Annotated in this window: 20 protein-coding genes and 1 tRNA gene; 8 read left to right on the top strand and 13 right to left on the bottom strand. The window is 35.4% G+C overall.

The genetic code is table 11. The features are described from left to right. Positions 1-74 precede the first annotated feature (74 nt). Positions 75-2324 carry an RND family transporter gene (locus M0214_RS07920; protein ID WP_248722031.1) on the bottom strand — a complete coding sequence of 750 codons (2250 nt, stop codon included), beginning with the start codon at positions 2322-2324 and terminating at the stop codon, positions 75-77. 116 nt (positions 2325-2440) lie between these two features. Here M0214_RS07920 and M0214_RS07915 point away from each other — a divergent pair, with 116 nt between their 5' ends. Beyond that, entirely contained in the window at positions 2441-2617 is a 177-nt protein-coding gene (locus M0214_RS07915; protein WP_256467963.1) for a PspC domain-containing protein, read from the top strand. 178 nt (positions 2618-2795) lie between these two features. Here M0214_RS07915 and M0214_RS07910 read toward each other — a convergent pair whose 3' ends face one another. The 5 genes from M0214_RS07910 to trxA all read right to left on the bottom strand — a co-directional run bounded on the left by M0214_RS07910 (position 2796) and on the right by trxA (position 5807). Further along, positions 2796-3251: a hypothetical protein gene (locus tag M0214_RS07910; protein WP_248722029.1), complete on the bottom strand. Its 456-nt coding sequence runs from the start codon at positions 3249-3251 to the stop codon at positions 2796-2798. A gap of 332 nt (positions 3252-3583) precedes the next feature. Beyond that, positions 3584-3657, bottom strand: a tRNA-Asp gene (locus M0214_RS07905). Between the two features lie 120 nt (positions 3658-3777). After that, complete coding sequence (locus M0214_RS07900; protein WP_248722028.1) at positions 3778-4707, bottom strand: DUF58 domain-containing protein; 930 nt, start codon at positions 4705-4707, stop codon at positions 3778-3780. A gap of 141 nt (positions 4708-4848) precedes the next feature. Continuing rightward, positions 4849-5397: a ClpP family protease gene (locus M0214_RS07895; RefSeq protein ID WP_248722027.1), complete on the bottom strand. Its 549-nt coding sequence runs from the start codon at positions 5395-5397 to the stop codon at positions 4849-4851. 92 nt (positions 5398-5489) lie between these two features. Continuing rightward, positions 5490-5807 (bottom strand): thioredoxin, encoded by a 318-nt coding sequence (gene trxA / locus M0214_RS07890; RefSeq protein WP_248722026.1) that lies wholly within the window; start codon positions 5805-5807, stop codon positions 5490-5492. Positions 5808-6085: 278 nt separating this feature from the next. Between trxA and M0214_RS07885 the strand changes: the two genes are divergently transcribed. Genes M0214_RS07885 through M0214_RS07875 form a run of 3 tightly spaced genes read left to right on the top strand, consistent with a single transcriptional unit; the run spans position 6086 to position 7240 of the window. Continuing rightward, positions 6086-6511, top strand: coding sequence for an SRPBCC domain-containing protein (locus tag M0214_RS07885; RefSeq protein ID WP_248722025.1), 426 nt, complete (start codon positions 6086-6088; stop codon positions 6509-6511). Next, positions 6501-6827, top strand: a complete 327-nt coding sequence (locus M0214_RS07880; protein WP_248722024.1) for a helix-turn-helix transcriptional regulator — start codon at positions 6501-6503, stop codon at positions 6825-6827. Before M0214_RS07885 ends, M0214_RS07880 begins: the two co-directional genes overlap by 11 nt. Beyond that, entirely contained in the window at positions 6827-7240 is a 414-nt protein-coding gene (locus tag M0214_RS07875) for an SRPBCC domain-containing protein (RefSeq protein ID WP_248722023.1), read from the top strand. The genes M0214_RS07880 and M0214_RS07875 overlap by 1 nt, the downstream gene beginning before the upstream one ends. A 55-nt stretch (positions 7241-7295) precedes the next feature. Here the strand turns inward: M0214_RS07875 and M0214_RS07870 are convergent, their stop codons facing one another. The 4 genes from M0214_RS07870 to dnaE form a co-directional block, all read right to left on the bottom strand. Next, on the bottom strand, positions 7296-8162 hold the full coding sequence (locus tag M0214_RS07870) for a hypothetical protein (protein WP_248722022.1): 867 nt from the start codon (positions 8160-8162) through the stop codon (positions 7296-7298). A 107-nt stretch (positions 8163-8269) separates the two neighbouring features. Next, positions 8270-8479, bottom strand: a complete 210-nt coding sequence (locus M0214_RS07865) for a hypothetical protein (protein ID WP_248722021.1) — start codon at positions 8477-8479, stop codon at positions 8270-8272. A gap of 40 nt (positions 8480-8519) precedes the next feature. Continuing rightward, complete coding sequence (locus M0214_RS07860; protein ID WP_248722020.1) at positions 8520-9665, bottom strand: serine hydrolase; 1146 nt, start codon at positions 9663-9665, stop codon at positions 8520-8522. Position 9666: 1 nt separating this feature from the next. Next, entirely contained in the window at positions 9667-14049 is a 4383-nt protein-coding gene (gene dnaE / locus M0214_RS07855; protein WP_248722019.1) for a DNA polymerase III subunit alpha, read from the bottom strand. Between the two features lie 232 nt (positions 14050-14281). On the opposite strand from dnaE, the gene M0214_RS07850 reads away from it, so the two are divergent. Together M0214_RS07850 and rimM are read left to right on the top strand one after the other, a co-directional pair. After that, a complete protein-coding gene (locus tag M0214_RS07850) occupies positions 14282-14839 on the top strand; it encodes a 30S ribosomal protein S16 (RefSeq protein WP_248722018.1) in 558 nt (185 codons plus the stop codon). Positions 14840-14989: 150 nt separating this feature from the next. Beyond that, complete coding sequence (gene rimM, locus M0214_RS07845; protein WP_248722017.1) at positions 14990-15514, top strand: ribosome maturation factor RimM; 525 nt, start codon at positions 14990-14992, stop codon at positions 15512-15514. 22 nt (positions 15515-15536) lie between these two features. Here rimM and M0214_RS07840 read toward each other — a convergent pair whose 3' ends face one another. Further along, positions 15537-15986, bottom strand: a complete 450-nt coding sequence (locus tag M0214_RS07840) for a DUF2383 domain-containing protein (RefSeq protein WP_248722016.1) — start codon at positions 15984-15986, stop codon at positions 15537-15539. A 131-nt stretch (positions 15987-16117) separates the two neighbouring features. On the opposite strand from M0214_RS07840, the gene M0214_RS07835 reads away from it, so the two are divergent. Both M0214_RS07835 and M0214_RS07830 read left to right on the top strand, forming a co-directional pair. Further along, positions 16118-16834: a tRNA1(Val) (adenine(37)-N6)-methyltransferase gene (locus M0214_RS07835; protein ID WP_248722015.1), complete on the top strand. Its 717-nt coding sequence runs from the start codon at positions 16118-16120 to the stop codon at positions 16832-16834. A 200-nt stretch (positions 16835-17034) separates the two neighbouring features. Then, the gene (locus M0214_RS07830; RefSeq protein ID WP_248724915.1) at positions 17035-18213 is read left to right on the top strand and encodes an acyl-CoA dehydrogenase family protein; all 1179 of its coding nucleotides are present in this window, start codon (positions 17035-17037) and stop codon (positions 18211-18213) included. 5 nt (positions 18214-18218) lie between these two features. Here the strand turns inward: M0214_RS07830 and M0214_RS07825 are convergent, their stop codons facing one another. Together M0214_RS07825 and M0214_RS07820 are read right to left on the bottom strand one after the other, a co-directional pair. After that, positions 18219-18449 carry a hypothetical protein gene (locus tag M0214_RS07825; RefSeq protein WP_248724914.1) on the bottom strand — a complete coding sequence of 77 codons (231 nt, stop codon included), beginning with the start codon at positions 18447-18449 and terminating at the stop codon, positions 18219-18221. Positions 18450-18489: 40 nt separating this feature from the next. After that, positions 18490-18846 (bottom strand): hypothetical protein, encoded by a 357-nt coding sequence (locus M0214_RS07820; protein WP_248724913.1) that lies wholly within the window; start codon positions 18844-18846, stop codon positions 18490-18492. Between the last annotated feature and the right edge of the window lie 317 nt (positions 18847-19163).

Here is a 19163-nt window from a genome sequence, read left to right as displayed (position 1 = left end):
TAGTGACTTTTTATAGAACATAAAATACGTACCGTCACGTATTTTTATTTTTCGCCATTAGTAGGACGATAATATTAAAGATGTTTTTTAAACCAACTAAGTATTAACACAGGGGCAAGCACAAGATCCACCGTTAAGGTTATTAAGCACATTAACCCAACGATGAGACCTAAAGTAAAAATTTCGATTGAATTTGAATTGAGCAAAATAAAAAAGCCTCCTATCAATACAATGCTCGTTGCTAAGATAGCCTTACCCGACTCTGAGAGCGCGTTCTCTATTGAACTTCTCAAACCATTTCCCTTTTTTCTCTCAACTTGAAACTTACTTAAAAAGTGTATGGTGTCATCTACTGCAATAACAAATCCAACGGTAAACATTAAAGTGATTTCTCCCCGTAATTCCAAATTGGTAAAACCTAAAATTCCTGCAGATAAAACTAATGGGATAACATTCAATATTAAAGCTAAAAAAGTTAACCTTAAACTTTTAAAAATCACACCCATAATAAATCCAACCATCAAAATTGCGATTAGTAGGCCAATAATCATATTTGCTATACTTAGTTCTTGAGACCTATCAAGCAAATGGTCCAATCCAGATATTCTTGCCGCTATTGGCGCGTCACCAATAATCTCATTTACATCTTGCAATACGGTATTATTAATCTCATTAATTTCATTCCTTCCTACATCTTTGATCTGTGTATTAAATTTAAAAATTGTCCTTTCGGTATCGAATAAAAAGGTATTAACCCCCGTAGCCTTGAATTGCTTTTCTATTTTTCTGAGCTTTTTATCGGTAAGTGCAGTTTCAAAATTTGAATATTCCCTTGTCCCCATGGCTTTCAGGGCTGCCCTGTAATAAGTGATAGGGGATTTTACAGAATTAAGGTACTCATTGTTACTAAAATAGTCATGAACTCTATTTAACAGTACCAAGTTGTTGATTTCTCCTAAGCGCTCTTCTCCGGTCGAAGTAAGAATAAGCTCAAAGGTTCTAGATCCTCCAAAATGTTTATCAAAAAAAGCATAATCTTCGTAAAGACTGCTATTTTGAGGAATGGCATATTGGCTACTGTTAGTATTAATATTAAGAATACCCACAATAGCAAATACTAATAAAATAGCATACGTAATAATTACAGCTTTTGGTCGACGTATTAATGTCATTACACCATCATAGGTATAAGACCATAACTTATTGTAGACAGGTCTTATTTCGAAGAGCTCTCTATTCTTGAACATTAAAAAGAAACTGGGCAACAAAACAATTGTTAGGATGTAAGTGAGCAAAACAACAAACCCCGATTCTATACCAAAGCTCTTTAAAGCTCGCATGGGAGAAATCCCTAAAATGAAGAACCCTAAAGCCGTGGTCAACGAGGTTACAAAAGTTGTCCATCCAATTTCTTTAAGTGTAATCTTTATCGCTTTTTTAGATGGCTCTTGTTTAACACCTGTTTCTAAATTATACCGTATACACATGTGTATTACATCTGAAATACCAACTATTAGAATTATGGTAGGAAAGACATTTGATAGGGTTCCCAGTGGTCTCTCCATAAAAGCCATACCTCCAACAAAAAGCAGTAACACCGAGAGGATTAAAAAAACAGGAAATACAAGGGCCAATGGTTTTCTAAAAATAAGCAATAAAGAAATCACCAAAAAAACCAGCATCCAAACACCAAGCACTTCAATTTCCTTTTCAAGGAACTCTTTAAATGTTAAATCAATAAATTTTCTACCCCAGCTATATATTTCTAAATCATGATACGCTTCTTTTGTTGTATTGATTTTGGCAATCAGTTCCTCTAAATCGGCTTCATTTATCTCATCGTTAATCTCCACCCAAAGAAATAAGGCTCCCAAATTTCGAGTCATGAAATTTTGGGTGATTTCATAGTTTTTCAGGGCTCTAATCTTATTGAATCTTATATCATTAGGATCACTAAAATCTACGTAAGGCAGGCGCATAATACCAAATAAGGTTTTTTCAGGATAGGATATATTGTGTAATCCTGTTACTTTTTTCACATGGCTTAATTGTGCTATACTATCGGATAAGTCTCGAACATTTTTTAGAAAATTGGTACTTAAAACAGAATCTTTATTGTTAATACCTAACAACAACAGGTACTCATCGTTTTGCAACTTTGAGTTTACATTTTCATAAAACGCATAATCTGGGTCTTCGGTAGGAAAAAAATGAGAAATATCGGCGTTTATTTGTATTGAGCTAATCTGCTTTAGTGATAAAAACAAAAGCCCAAGGACGATGGCCAGAGTCACTAACCTATATTTTATCAAATAATTGATCATATTCTACCCTTTAAATTTACGCAATAAGATGAAACCAATACATTGAAACACAAAAATGCTTCATGATTTTAATTTCATAAAAACTGCATAGTTTATAGGGGTTTCGGGTTAGATTTATTAATTTTAAGAAAAATAAAACAAATATGATTTTAGGAGTTTCGGAATGGGTAAGTACTAAATTAGGGTGGAAAGCATCCCACATTCGTATAGCCTTTGTAGTTTCTGTGCTACTTTTTGGTTTTGGTGTTGGACTATACCTAATCCTATGGATAGTGAAGTTGTTGTCTAAGTAATTTGGTGTTACAACTTATATAATTTTAAACGATTGGTCATTAAAACAAAAAAGCATCCCAATTTCCCTCTTTAACCTAAACCAATATCATTAATATACTTGCCTTGGTTTATTCTTAAATTAATAAAGTCCAACATTGCTGCCGGACTTCCATGAAAATATAAATTTTTCAACCTTTATTAGGTTCCTGCACTCAAAGAGAAACTACCATCACCTTTAAAAGATGTTAAAGTTATGGTGACTGTCCAAATGCCAGGAGTACCAATAGAAGTTACTCCATCGATAGAATCGGGTTCAACAGCTCCACTTATTGACTTGTCCAATACGACACTTCCATCAGCATCTTTTACAACAATTCTAAATGAGCCTTCAGCAGTAGCGGTAATATCAGCATTATAATCTGCTCTACTTAAATTGTTTTGCCATTCAAAAACTCTAGTAGCATTTCCTCCTGTTCCAGTAAAGTCTCCATCAACATCGCCATTAAAGTCATCACCATCATCAAATAATACAGTTCCATTAACCGTTACCTGTACAGTTAAATTATCATCATCGCTACTACACCCAGTTAAGGTTAGAAGAGTAAACACAGTAGCTACAAGAAATAAGTTTTGAATAAATTTTATACGTAACATAATTGCAGGTTTTCAGTATTTCATCGCTAAAATACATGATTTAAACGACTAAACACGTAACTCCTTAGGCTTTTCGTTGAAATGCAATATTAACATACTTCAAGATAAGAATAAAATTACAGCCGGATTCTTTGTAATAAGAAACCATCCTAAAACAAAAAAGCATCCCAATTTTCTTTACAGAAAAAAGGAAAGCTTTCCATTGGTTTAATGCTGAACACGTTCAGCTTTTCAACCTTTTTTACCTCAATTTACATTGAGATAAAAACAACACAACTTCTTTAAAGTGCCAAAAAAAGCCTTAAGGTTGTTAAGGCTTTTAGCAATTCTTGCGGTCTGGACGGGACTCGAACCCGCGACCCCCTGCGTGACAGGCAGATATTCTAACCAACTGAACTACCAGACCGTTGCATGATTGCGGATGCAAATATACACGCCTTTTTTAATATGTCAAATCTTTTTTTAAGTTTTTTAGAATTAGAATTATCTTTTAATTCAGCTTAACTTAAAACACGAGATTGTTACTTTACGCAAACTTCTGGCGCTCTACCATATACGTCGTTAATATGTCATTAAAGCTATTGTTTATATCTGCTTCTACATATTTAATTTTATACTGGGCACATTTTAATTTTAGTGCTGTGAAATAGGTATCAACCTGTTTACTGTAATTTTCTTTTATGGTATCGGCATACAAATTAATATACGCTCCTGTTTCTACATCAACAAACCGTTTTGGCGTGTTATCAAAATCAAAATGATATTCCTTTTCCTTGTCAATAACATGAAAAAGAATAACCTCATGTTTATTGTATTTTAAATGGCGAAGCGCTTCAAAAAGCTTTGAATCGTCTTCATTGGTTTGAAACATATCGGTAAACAGGAAAATCATGGAACGCTTATGAATCTTTTCGGCAATTTCATGCAAATAGGTATACGTTTCTGTTTTCTTGTTTTTAGGTTTAGAAATGACTGTTTCACTCAACGCTTTCAACAACATTTGATGATGCCGCTCACTACCCTTTTCCATCGCATAAAAGTCGTAAGAGTCACTGTAAATACTCAAGCCTACGGCATCACGTTGCCTTTTTAGCATTTGCATAAGTGCGGCAGTTGCCAGAGCTGAAAATGCAATTTTGTTAAGATGATTTATCGAGAAATCCTTAATTACCGGATAATGCATTGAGCTACTATTATCAATAATAATATGACAACGTAAGTTGGTTTCATCATCATACCGTTTTGTATATAGCTTATCGGTTTTGGCAAACAACTTCCAATCTATATGTCGTGTGCTTTCTCCTCGATTGTATATTTTATGCTCTGCAAATTCTGATGAAAACCCATGAAACGGACTCTTATGCATTCCTGCAATGAAACCTTCGACCACCTGCTTTGCTAGTAGCCCTAAATTATTAAATCCTTCAGTTTTATTGAGTTCCTGTCTTAAATCCATGAGAAGCCCCTCCTAACCTCCCCATAGGGGAGGAATTCTACTCTTGCCTCATTAAAACAAGAAAACGTTATTGAATAATATTTTTTAAGTTTTATTATCATACCAAATATAAAGTATGAGTAACGGTTCCCACTTTAGGGGTTAAGGGGCTAATACTCCGTCAACAATGCCATATTCAACAGACTCATCGGCACCCATCCAATGATCTCTATTAAAATCTTTCATTACCTTTTCGAAAGTTTGGCCACAATTATCAGCTAAAATTTGAGCACTTAACTCTTTGGTTAAAAGAATTTCTTTAGCCGTGATTTCTATATCACTTGCTTGCCCTCTTGCTCCGCCACTTGGCTGGTGAATCATTACACGAGCATGCGGTTGAATAAAGCGCTTTCCTTTTGCTCCTACAGACAGAATAATAGACCCCATAGAAGCGGCAAAACCTGTACAAATGGTAGACACATCGCTCTTTAGGGATTTAATACAATCGTAAATCGCAAAACCAGAGGTTACGTATCCTCCTGGACTATTAATATATAATTGAATATCAGACTGTTCTATAGCGTCTAGGTACATTAAACGATCTATAACATGCTTGGCAGAATGATCATCAACCTGTCCCCATAAAAACACTTTTCGTTCTTCTAGTTGCTTAGCTTCTATAGCATCTTGTACTTTTCCTTTTTTACTCATTTAATTGTAATTTGTCTTGTTTAAGTAACCTCTAAAATAAAAAAAGGTTTGCCATTACAGCAAACCTTATCCATTTTCTTTTTCTAAATATTTTATAATAGAGCGTCTATAGCTTCTGTGTAAGAGTTCTTAGGAGCAACACCTACTTTTCTATCTACTATTTCACCATTTTTAAATACTAAAACAGTAGGAATATTTCTAACGCCATACTTAGCGGCAAACTCTTGATTGTTATCTACATCTACCTTACCAACAACAGCTTTTCCTTCGTATTCTCCACTTATCTCTTCAATGATAGGCCCTACCATTCTACATGGCCCACACCAAGCTGCCCAAAAATCTACCAATACCGGTTTATCGCTGTTTAAAACCGTTTCTTCAAACGTTGCATCTGTTATTTCTAATGCCATAATATTTTGTTTATTGTTCTTAACTTATTTTACTAACACAAAATTAGTCAAAAAAAAGACCAAAGCTTACAAACTAACAATTTGTTTTACTTATAACGTTATCATTTCGCCTTATTTAATTTTTAATGCACCCTCTCGGCTTATTATAATTTGAATCTACAACCCTATACTCCGCTCTGGATCCAATTCTCTATAAGCAACCAAAAAGTTGCGTAACTCAACTATTTATTTTAATTTAGCAACCATATAGTTGCATTTTAATCAAAAACCGAATAATTATGAAAGACGTAATCCAAAAAGAGCACACATTCAATCACTCCATAGATAAGGTATGGAAGGCCATCACAAATGCAGAGGAAATCTCTACTTGGTTTCTTTCTGCCGATTTTAAACCGGAAGTAGGCTACCAATACACCTTTACATCGGAATCCGAACACTGCGAACCTATTTTTGGCGAAGTTAAAGAAGCCAATCCGTATAAATTAGTCTACACCTGGATCGTTACCGGTACTAAGACCGTAACTACAGTAACTTGGCAATTGGAAAGTATCGAAAACGGCACAAAGCTATACCTTGAACATTCTGGCATTTCGAATTATGAAGGCGAAACTGCCATAGTAATGTTTGAAAACTTTAGTGGTGGATGGTCTAATTGCATCAATCTATTAACAAACTACCTAAAAGAGTTAGTAAATGCAGGATAAAATCACTAAACTTTTTAAAGCTATTGCAGATCCAACAAGACGTGATATTTTTCACGCTCTGGTCATCGCTACTTCTGCTTTATCTATTACACAAATCTCTAATCAGTTTGATATGACCCGCCAAGGTGTAACCAAACACATTAAGACTCTGGAAGATGCCGGTTTGGTTCATATTAATACCCTAGGCCGTGAACGGTTTTGTAACGCCAACACCAAACCTTTAAAAGAAGTTGAAAAATGGCTTAAATTCTATTCTCAATTCTGGGATGACAAATTAAACGCTTTAGAAGATTTCTTAAACACAAAAAACTCGTAATGAAACCTTTATCTGATTTTTCAACTCAAATTGAAGTAGAGACTAGCATAGAAAAAACATTTAAAGCTCTAAATGAAGGTTTGAGTTCTTGGTGGGGTGAAATTAGTGAAGCTGACTTTTCAACCAACGGACAATTCACAATCACTTTTGAGAATGGTTACTGGTGGACCTTTAAAATTGAGAAATACCAACCTTACCGTGAACTTGTATGGAAATGTATAGCTGGAGAACCCGAATTTAACAAAGAATGGATTAATCATACTCTTCATTGGAAGATTACAAAACAAGATTCTAAAATCTTAATTAAATTTCAACAAATAGGTTTAGCACCTCATTTACATTGCTATGAGGTTTGCTCTTCGACCTGGAAAAGGTTTCTTGAGGAAAACCTAAAAACATACTTAAGCCAATAAAAAAAGAGCCATCAAAAAGTATTGATGGCTCTTCTAAATGGGGACTTAATTAACATTAGCTCTTTTTTCTTTTTCCAATTGTAATTTCTTTAACGGTCCCATCTGGTAATGTTTTCACAGCTTTTCTATCACATGTTCCATCACCATAATCTAGAGTAGAAACTTCTCCATTTCTGTTGTATTCCTTAACTCCAGAGGCAATAAACCTACAATCTGCTGGCTTAACTAAAGGTGTTGTTATAGTTACTGTTAATGTGTTTCCTTCGGCATTAGTATAAGTACTAGACCCTGTAATCGTTTTTTCATCGTCATACCAAAAATAAGTATCGCCTCCAGCAGTAATTTCAACAGTTCTTGTACCTACTTTCGTTACTGTTCCTTTTTCAGTCTCTACAGTAATATCTACCGAACCTGTCATTTGTGGGTTACCGTTTGCATTTTCTTGATCAAACACATATTGTTTTGTTCCGTTAACCACACGTCCGTTTATAGTAACATCGGTAAACGTAACCGTTTTGGTTCTGCTGTCGTCGGTTTTCTCTCTTACTCGCGTAATGGTTCCTGTAATAACATTCCCATCTTTATCTTCGCATTCCCCAGTAAACACTATGGTAGTAGTAATTGTACTATCGGTTTCCTCTTTTGTAATGTCTGCACAGTCTTTAAAAAATCCTGAACGACCATTTTTATCAGGGCGTTCTTCTTTTGTATCATCGGTCTCCTTAGATGTTGAGATACCAAAAGAACTTTCAGAGTAGAAAGCGATATTATCCAAAACCTCTTCGGTTTCCTCTAGAGCAACTTCGGTTTCAATAGACGATGCAGCCTCTAGGTTTAAATCATTTTGTGTGGTGGTGTCTTCTTTATCACAAGCAACTAAAAAAAGTGATAAAACAAATGTTAAGCTTAAGATTTTTTTCATGGTAATGTTTTTATTTAATTTAATCAATTCAGTAATAAAACAATTGACTTTTAAATATTCCTACCCTGAAAACCTGAAAAATTTTAATTCAACTTATAATGAATATGTTAATCCTTTAATTCCTGAGATATTTTTACTTTTAGTTTTCTAAAAGGCATGCTAGATTTTACTTTTTCCACAGCATCATAATAAACCGAGAAATTAAGGACATAAATTCTTGGATTCAACTTCAATAAATATTTAATGTCAAGAATACTATTTTCCTTTAAATCATTAAAATCTAATTGAAGTAGTAGCTTCTTGGCATAATGGGCCATCTACCCTTAAACAATATATAATTGCTGAACTGAGGTCTTTTTATTTGGTTAAAATTCCCAAAAATGCATTACTTGTATCAACTCTTAAATATTTTTTATCCCTTTCAAGTACAAAAACTGAAATTGTAGCATTAAGCTCTGGAAAATAAGTAACAATGGTACCCCAATATCCATTATGACCATATCCCTTTATACCGTGAATTTCGATTGGTGAAACACCCAAGAAACACTCCCATTCTTTGGGTTGCTTGGTTTCTACTGTAGTGAGTAGAAGCTCTTGAGTATTTGGATTTTCAAAAACTTTATTATTAAAAACATTTTGTATGAACAGCGCTAAGTCTTTAGTAGTAGCCGCTAATCCCCCTCCACCAAATAAATCAAAAGAATGATCTAGAGTATAGCTATTAACACCTTCTTGAGTGGAATATTGATATGCCAGCGGTTTAAGGTGTTTAGGATAGTCTTCAAGACTAGAAAACCAAGTGGCGTCTAAATTTAAACTATCAAAACCTAACAATTCCCGCAAGGCCTTATAAAAATCCTGACCAGTTAAAGTTTCAATAATTTCGGTTGCCAAAAGATAATTTGTATCAGAATAAGAAAACACCTCTCCCGCTTTGCCCAGCGGTCTCCCTTCAGACATGGCTAATTGAATTTGTTCATCTCGAGTCCATCTTTTATTTGGTTCTGAAATAATAAATTCAAAAAACTTATCACAACCTGCATAATCAAATATGCCGCTGGTATGAGTAAGCAAATGCTTAACTGAAATAGTATTTAGTATATATCCATTTTCTTCTAACAAACGTTTAGAATTTGGAGATATAAAGCCATTAATCTTACTATCTAACTTGATTTTTCCTTGTTCTACTAATCGCAATATGGTTACAGCAACGTAGGTTTTAGTATTGCTTGCAATTAAAACAGGATGGTCTTTCTCTAAAATAGCCTCAGTGTCCCTTTTAGAAAATCCAGCCGCACCACTCCAAGAAATATTTTTATCCGGGAATTCTACATGAGCCATTAATCCAACAGCATCTTTATTGAGATTGTATATAGAATCTAATACAGATTGGAAAAGCTCTTCATTTGATTTTATCCTAGGGACATCCTTTTGATTCTTGCACCCTACAGCTATCAAAAAAACAAAAACATAAAACCATAAAACTCTAACCTTAGAAATCATGTTAATTCAACTTATAGTGAATATGTTGTTCTTCCAATTCATTCAGTAGCTCTTGGGATACTTTTACCTTTTGTTTTCTACTGGGCATATTGAGTTTTACTTTCTCTTTGGTGTCATAAACCACGAAATTCAAGGCTTGATTACCTGGGTGCATGTTCAATAAATCTTTTATCTCAAGAATCTTATTTTCCTTTAAATCATTAATATTTAATTGTAGTGATAGTTTCTTGGTATACTGTTCCATCACATCCTGTAACAATTGAAAGTTGTTAAACTGAAGTCTTGGATCACTCTTCTTACCAGTGTCTTTATTGACCCAACCTTCTCTTACAAAGGCTTTAACAAACACGAAATTATTGATCATTAAAAAGTGCCTGAACTTGAGGTACTCCTCGCCAAAAATTCTGAACTCATAACTATCTGTATAATCTTCTACAGTGAATAACGCCCAACCTTTTCCTTGTTTACTTACACGATGCTGTACATCTGTTACTACACCACCAAAAACTAATTCCCTGTTTACATACGGATGCAAATCATTAAACACACCAACGGTGGCATTGCAGAAGGTCTTCATTTCGGTTTTAAAATCATCTAACGGATGCCCTGAAATATAGATACCTACTACTTCTCGTTCCTTAGAAAGCTTTTCCATGGTACCCCAATCCTCACATGGCGGAACAGCAGGCTCTGCAATTTGTACCTCACTAGACTCCCCAAACAAACTTACTTGAGCAGAGCTCTCGTTTTCTTTGTGTTTTTGCGCATACTTAATAACCATTTCAAGGAAAGTAGCATCCCCTTCTTTGTGGAAATATTGCGCTCGGTGTGTTTGATCAAAACAATCGAAACCACCTGCTAAAGCTAAATTTTCAAACGCTTTTTTATTGGCGGCTCTGAGGTCGATACGCTTGGCGAAATCGAAAATAGACTTGTATGGACCTCCTTCTTTTCTGTTATCTACAATAGTCATTACAGCACCATGCCCCACACCTTTAATAGCTCCCATTCCAAAGCGAACAGCGTTGTCTTTATTTACAGAAAATTTATAATAGCTCTCGTTAATATCTGGTCCAAGAACGTTTAACTTCATACGCTTACATTCCTCCATAAAAAACGTAACCGACTTTATATCGTTCATGTTATTAGATAGTACCGCGGCCATATATTCGGCTGGATAGTGTGCTTTTAGGTAGGCTGTTTGATAAGCAATCCAAGCATAACACGTTGAGTGCGATTTATTAAAGGCGTAACTTGCAAAGGCTTCCCAGTCTTTCCAAACCTTTTCAAGAATCTTAGCATCATGACCATTGGCGCTGGCTTGCTCGATAAACTTAGGTTTCATTTTATCCAGTACGGCAATCTGCTTTTTACCCATCGCCTTTCTAAGTACATCGGCTTCACCTTTGGTAAAATCAGCCAAACTCTGAGACAGTAACATCACCTGCTCTTGATAAACCGTAATTCCATAGGTTTCCTTAAGATACTCTTCCATGGCTGGTAAATCATAGGTAATCTCTTCATCGCCATGCTTACGCCTAACGAAGCTAGGAATATATTCCATTGGTCCAGGACGATACAAGGCGTTCATGGCAATAAGATCTTCAAACACCGTAGGCTTTAAATCACGGAGGTGTTTCTGCATTCCGGGAGATTCGTATTGGAACACCCCTACGGTTTCACCTCTTTGGAATAGCGCATACGTTTTTTCATCATCCAGCGGAAAACTTTCAGGATCTAACTGAATCCCGTGCTTGGCTTTTACAATTTTTACAGTATCCTTAATGAGAGTTAATGTCTTTAACCCAAGGAAGTCCATTTTTAAAAGACCTGCCGATTCTACCACAGAGTTATCAAACTGAGTGACATATAAATCGGAATCTTTGGCCACAGAAACCGGAACGAATTTGGTTATATCATCTGGTGTGATAATCACCCCACAGGCATGGATTCCCGTATTTCTTACCGAACCTTCTAAAGCTCTTGCGGTATTTACGGTTTCGGCTTCTAAATCACTTCCTTCGGAAATATTTAAAAGCTGATTTACTTTTTCTAATTCCTCTGCTCTAAACTTGCTAGCCAAGCCTTTTTCATCTAAACCAAAAATCTTGTTCAGTTTAGACATATTAGGTATTAGCTTGGCAATTCTATCAGCATCAAAAAGCGGCAAATCCAATACACGAGCGGTATCACGTATAGACGACTTAGCTGCCATAGTACCGTAAGTTATGATCTGTGCCACCTGATTGGCTCCATACTTTTCAATAACATAGTCCATTACCCGGCTTCGGCCTTCATCATCAAAGTCAATATCTATATCGGGCATACTAATACGGTCTGGATTTAAGAAACGCTCAAAAAGCAAATCGTACTTCATAGGGTCTATATTGGTAATCCAAAGGCAATAGGCTGCTACAGAACCAGCGGCCGATCCACGACCCGGCCCAACAGACACATCCATATTCCTTGCTTCGCGAATAAAATCTTCTACAATCAAGAAATATCCTGGATACCCTGTGTTTTCAATTACATTAAGCTCAAAATCCAAGCGTTCTTCAACCTCTTCAGTTAATGGTTCTCCATAACGTTTTTTGGCGCCTTCATAAACTAAATGTTTTAAATAGGCGTTTTCTCCTCGCTTACCACCATCAACTAAATCTTCTTCATGCCTAAACTCTTCTGGAATATCAAAAGCAGGTAATAATACGTCTCGAGCCAACTGAAACCCTTCAATTTTTTCAACAACTTCTTGTGTGTTTAAGATAGCTTCCGGTAGGTCCTTAAAAAGTGCCTTCATTTCATCAGAAGACTTAAAATAGTACTCCTGATTTGGTAAACCATATCGATATCCTCGACCTCTTCCAATTGGCGTTGCTTGTTTTTCTCCATCTTTTACACACAATAAAATATCATGCGCATTGGCATCTTCCTGTTTTTGATAGTAGGTATTATTGGTAGCAATCAGCTTTACATCATGCTTTCTAGCCAATTTCACCAATGTATCATTCACCCGATTTTCATCTTCTTGATTATGGCGCATAAGCTCCATATACAAATCGTCGCCAAATTCATTTTTCCACCAAATCAAAGCTTCTTCGGCCTGATTCTCTCCAATATTTAAAACCTTACTCGGCACCTCTCCGTAAAGATTCCCAGTAAGCACAATAACATCTTCTTTGTACTGTTGAATTAATTTTTTATCAATCCTTGGCACGTAGTAAAACCCATCTACAAAGGCATGTGACGATAACTTTGCTAAATTATGGTATCCGTTTTTGTTCTTGGCCAACAATACGATTTGGTAACCGTTATCTTTTCTGGATTTATCTTTATGGTCTTCACAAACAAAAAACTCACAACCAATAATAGGCTTTATTATTTTTTTGTTGGTAGTCTCTCCTTTTTCTTCGGCCTCTTCAATAGCAGCTTTTATCCCACTATTTTGTTTATTAACCGCATTTATAAAATGGAAAGCGCCCATCATATTCCCGTGGTCGGTCAATGCTACAGCTGGCATGTTATGAGAAGCCGCTGCCGCAACAACATCAGAGATACTCATAGTAGATTGTAATACCGAAAACTGTGAGTGATTGTGTAAATGCACAAAATCAACATCGGTTAAATCGATATCAGAAACAACCTCATCTCCAATATTTTTTGATTGTTCTAATTTTTGAAGACGCTGCCGAATTTTAGCACTTTCCTTCTTAAGGTTAATGTGTTTTAACCCTATTAATTGGAAAGGCTGCGGATTGACTTCAGTAAACTTTTCGAAGTAATCATCTGCAACATCAAGTTGGTCTTGAGAGTATTGCTTTAAACGTACCAATTCTAGAAAACAGCGCGTGGTAGCCTCTACATCGGCTGTTGCGTTATGCGCTTCCGCAAAAGGTGTATCGAATAAATATTCGTGTAATTCCGTTAAGGTTGGCAACTTGAATCGTCCACCACGACCACCAGGAATCTGACATAAATTGGCCGTATGCTCGGTACAGGTATCTAAAACCGGGAGTTCTTGTAATTGGTTTGCTACATCGCCTCTTACAAACTCAGCTCCCATAATATTCAAATCGAACTTAACGTTCTGCCCGACAATGAATTTAGATTTTTCTAATACTACATTGAATTTTTCTAAAACCTCTGCCAATGGCACACCTTGCTCTTCTGCCAACTCGGTAGATATACCATGTATTTTCTCAGCATCATAGGGGATATTAAACCCTTCAGGTTGTACTAAATAATCTTGATGCTCTATACAATTTCCCATAGCATCATGAAGCTGCCAAGCAATTTGAATACACCTTGGCCAATTATCTACATCTGTAATTGGCGCATCCCATCGCTTGGGCAATCCGGTAGTTTCGGTATCAAAGATTAAGTACATGCTTAAAGTTTATTCGTTGATTTGTTTAATCGTTTTGAAAAAAACGAAGTATATAAAAATACATATCAATCTTGATATTTTAAGCTGAAGTTATCATGAGTTTTAAACAGGCCTATCCTCAATCACATAAATAGTATTTTTAAACAACTAAAGCACTGATTATTAAAAATATTACAGTATATTTGCGCCCTCATTAATAACAGAGGTCGGGAACCTCAAATAATTAATTATTATGCCAGTAAAGATTAGATTACAAAGACATGGTAAAAAAGGGAAACCTTTTTACTGGATTGTAGCTGCGGATTCGCGCTCAAAAAGAGATGGTAGATACTTAGAAAAATTAGGTGTTTACAATCCAAACACTAACCCTGCAACTGTTGAATTAGATGTTGACGGTTCTGTAAAGTGGTTACAAAATGGTGCACAACCAACTGATACTGCTAAAGCATTATTATCTTATAAAGGTGCTTTATTAAAGAATCATTTAGCAGGTGGTGTAAAAAAAGGTGCTTTAACTGAAGAGCAAGCTGAAGAAAAATTTAATGCTTGGTTAGAAGAAAAAGCTGCAAAAGTACAAGCTAAAGCTGACGGTTTATCTGAAGCTGAAGCTAAAGCTAAGGCTGAAGCATTAGCTGCTGAAAAAGCAGTTAACGAAGCTAGAATCGCTGCTGCTGCTCCTATTGAAGAAGAAGCTGCAGAGGAAGAAGTTGCTGAAGAAGTAACAGCTGAGGCTACTGAAGAAGCTCCTGCAGAGGAAGCTGCTCCAGAGCAAAACGAAGAAGAAGCATAAAAATTAAATTTTTATACTTTTAATCCCGCCATTGGCGGGATTTTTTATTTAAACAAACCCGTGTCATGCTGAACTTGTTTCAGCATCTGTTAAATTTAAAAACAAGACCCTGAAACAAGTTCAGGGTGACAAATAATAAATTGATTTGTCATGAAAAAAGACGACTATTTTTACTTAGGCAAAATTGTAAAGAAATATAGCTTTAAAGGAGAGGTTCTGGCCAAACTGGATACAGACCAACCCGACCTATATGACAATCTTGATGCCATATTTATAGAATTGAAAAACAACTTAGTACCTTTTTTTATTGAAAAATCACAACTTCATAAATCGGACCTTCTCAGAATAAAATTTGAAGATGTCGATACTGAAGCAGATGCAGATATGCTTATAAAAACCGAACTGTATCTTCCTTTGGAATTACTGCCTAAATTAGAAGGTGACAAATTTTATTTCCATGAGGTTATTGGATTTACCATCACAGACAAAAACTTTGGGAAAGTAGGAACCATAACCTCAATTAACGACTCAACAGCCCAGGCGCTTTTTGAAATTGACCGAAATGGTGTTGAAATATTAATCCCAATGAATGATGAATTCATTGTTGAAGTAAACCGAGCCAATAAAACAATTGTAGTAGAAACCCCAGAAGGCTTAATCGACTTGTATTTATAAAAAAGGGAGGGGGAAGAGAAATCTAGACAATAACGCCTTCACCTCTATCTAAGATACGCAACCTAGCTTCGATACTATCACGTTGTTTAAGTAACATTCTACACAGCGATAGCGGTAAGTTTATTTGAGATAACAATTCGTCATATTTATTGGAAGACAACACTTCAATTTCATAAACCTTGCTAACAAATTCTAAATCGTCTCCAATCTTTAGTTGCGTTTTTAAATTAGAACGAACCAGTTGAAGTCTTCTTTTAAAAACAATGGCATTTTCTACTTTATCTTCGAGTTTAGCCAATTCTATTTTTAAGGACTTTACAAATTGAGCTCTTTCTAAACTTCTTTGTTTAGAATAAGCAATATTATCTGCAAATTTAAGCTTTTCACTTGCTTTTTTATAGGTACTTTCTACCTCTTCATTCAATACAAGTAAATCATTTAACTTCTCAATAATGGGTTCAATTTGTTTCACAATAATCAACTTTTTACTCTACCAATATACGTAATTAGAAGACTTTTAAGACTTGGTCATTATAAAGTTTTAACAATATTTTCAACAATTGCCTTTAATTTTTTACTATTGCGGCATATTAAAACTCACGCATGTCTAAAAAACCTTTTGTTTTCAAGCAATTTACAATAAATCAAGATAAATGTGCCATGAAAATCGGTACAGATGCCGTTTTACTCGGTGCATGGACACCCATAGATCTTAATCCGTTTTCAATATTAGACATTGGAGCTGGTACTGGGGTAATTGCTTTAATGTTGGCACAGCGAAGTTTCGCCCAACTTATAGATGGTATAGAAATAGACGACAGTGCCTATGAGCAATGTGTAGATAATTTCGAACAATCTGATTGGGGCGACCGTCTTTTTTGCTACCATGCTTCACTTGAAGAATTTGTAGATGAAATTGACGATAAATATGATTTAATTGTGTCAAACCCTCCTTTTTATTCTGAAGACTACAAAAGCGACAACAATTCAAGGGATTTAGCCCGATTTCAAGATGCCATGCCTTTTGACCATTTAGTTGAAAGTGTTTCTAAACTACTTTCTAAAAACGGAACATTTTGCGTGGTTATTCCTTTTAAAGAAGAACCTCATTTCATTGAACTTGCTTCACAAGTAAACCTCTACCCAAATAATATACTGCATATAAAAGGCAATCCTACTTCAGAAATTAAACGAAGTCTTATAGAATTCTCTTTTCGTAAAAGCGAAATTCAAAAAGAAGAATTGATTATTGAAATCGATAGGCATAAATATACCGAGGACTATATCAACCTCACCAAAGATTTTTATTTGAAAATGTAAATTTTAAATAAAATCTCTCGCAAAGGCGCAAAGAATAATCAAATTCTAAAAACCATATTCACAATTCCGTACTACACACTAAGTGAAGACTGCCCACTTCTAAAAGTCTTGGGCCTTAAAAATTAAAAATCCTTAAGCATAGAACAAATCAATCGTAAATTTTCAATAAATTAGCTGTAAACCTGAATAATCTTAAATTCATGAAGCCAGATTTATTCGAAGCACCAGATTATTACAACTTAGACGACCTTCTTTCCCAAGAACATAAATTAGTTAGAAATGCCTGCAGAGAATGGGTAAAACGCGACGTATCTCCTATTATTGAAGATTATGCACAAAAAGCCGAATTTCCCACTCAAATTATAAAGGGGCTTGCAGATATTGGTGCTTTTGGCCCTTATATACCGGCAAAATATGGCGGCGCTGGCTTAGACCAAATAAGCTACGGTTTAATAATGCAAGAAATAGAGCGAGGTGATTCTGGTATTCGTTCTACAGCTTCGGTACAATCATCTTTAGTAATGTATCCTATTTATAAATACGGTACCGAAGCACAACGGCAAAAAAATTTACCCAAACTGGCCTCTGGCGAATGGATGGGCTGTTTTGGCCTTACCGAACCCGACCATGGCAGCAACCCTAGCGGTATGGTTACTAATTTTAAAGATATGGGCGACCACTATCTTTTAAATGGTGCTAAAATGTGGATCAGTAATGCCCCTTTTGCACAAATTGCTGTGGTATGGGCTAAAAATGAAGAAGGTCGTATTCATGGACTCATTGTAGAGCGTGGCATGGAAGGATTTTCAACTCCAGAAACCCACAACAAATGGTCTTTACGTGCCTCGGCCACGGGCGAGCTTATTTTTGATAATGTGAAAGTCCCCAAAGAAAATTTATTACCCAACAAATCGGGATTAGGTGCTCCCCTGGGCTGTTTGGATTCTGCTCGCTACGGTATTGCATGGGGTGCTATTGGTGCAGCCATGGACTGCTACGACACCGCTTTAAGGTATAGTAAAGAACGTATACAATTTGACAAACCCATTGGGCAATTTCAACTGCAACAAAAAAAGCTGGCTGAAATGATTACTGAAATCACCAAAGCCCAATTATTAGCTTGGCGTTTAGGTGTTTTAAAAAACGAAGGTAAAGCTACCTCTGCACAAATCTCTATGGCCAAACGCAACAATGTAGACATGGCGCTTAATATTGCTCGTGAGGCCAGACAAATACTGGGCGGCATGGGCATAACCGGCGACTACTCCATTATGCGCCACATGATGAACCTAGAAAGTGTAATCACTTACGAAGGCACTCATGATATCCATTTATTAATTACAGGACTAGATGTTACGGGGTTAAATGCTTTTAAATAAAATTACTAGGAGTTTAAAAAATCTGACCGGTTCTTGTAAAGAGCTATTTTAATCAAAAGACCTATTAGCGATATATAGAACAAAAAATCAAGAACACCAGCAAAAAGCCCTAAATCAAAAGGTTCGATACCTAAATCTAAAATAAAGTACTCCACAATAAAGGCTTGAAACACCCTAAGACATATTTTTATTACCCAAAATGCAATTAATATGTATAAAAAATACTTTGCTTTCATAACATCAGTTATTTTAGTGATTTAGTTAAATTCAACTGATTTAATCAACTTCAGCTGGTTTATTATCTTCATCATTCCCTATTTGATCAATTTCGTCTTCTCGGCCAACTTTTATATTGTTTCGTTTAACACTAACAACTATTGCTTGAATAATTCCAATTCCCCAATAACTAGGAAATCTCAAATAAGTATAAAGAACTTCAAAATTATCAATAATTCCTATTGTCATTTTTACTCTTTGGAGTTCAATGATCATAGAAATGAGTGGTAAAATGAACCCAAAAAAAACACCACCAAGAATACATCCGGTTTTCATCTCAGTTTTCTTTTTCCAGAATCTAATATTCAAGAATATTAAAAATCCAATAACGATGTAATCAAAATACCCTATTATCATTTTTTTTACAGAAAAGGCCTCATCTGTTTATATTGGTATTGGCTAAAACTTAATTCTGAAAGCAAGCCAATACTGAAAATCTAATGGATTTAAAAAAAGCAGACCAGAATAAACAATTATTTCTATCCATCTGGAATTAAAGGTAAGTCCAATAATTTACATCTCATATTTTTTTCATTCAAATTAGCTTAGTTCTGTTTTATCATACTACATCGTTATCGTAAAAAATAAACCCTAAACATGACATTTGACAGTTTTTAGGCGAAAGTCGGGTGCTAACTTTGTTGTTCATCATTTATATGATATACAGACAATTA

This window comes from Seonamhaeicola sp. ML3, assembly GCF_023273855.1.
Lineage (GTDB): Bacteria > Bacteroidota > Bacteroidia > Flavobacteriales > Flavobacteriaceae > Seonamhaeicola.
This window is presented reverse-complemented; position numbering and strand designations above follow the sequence as displayed.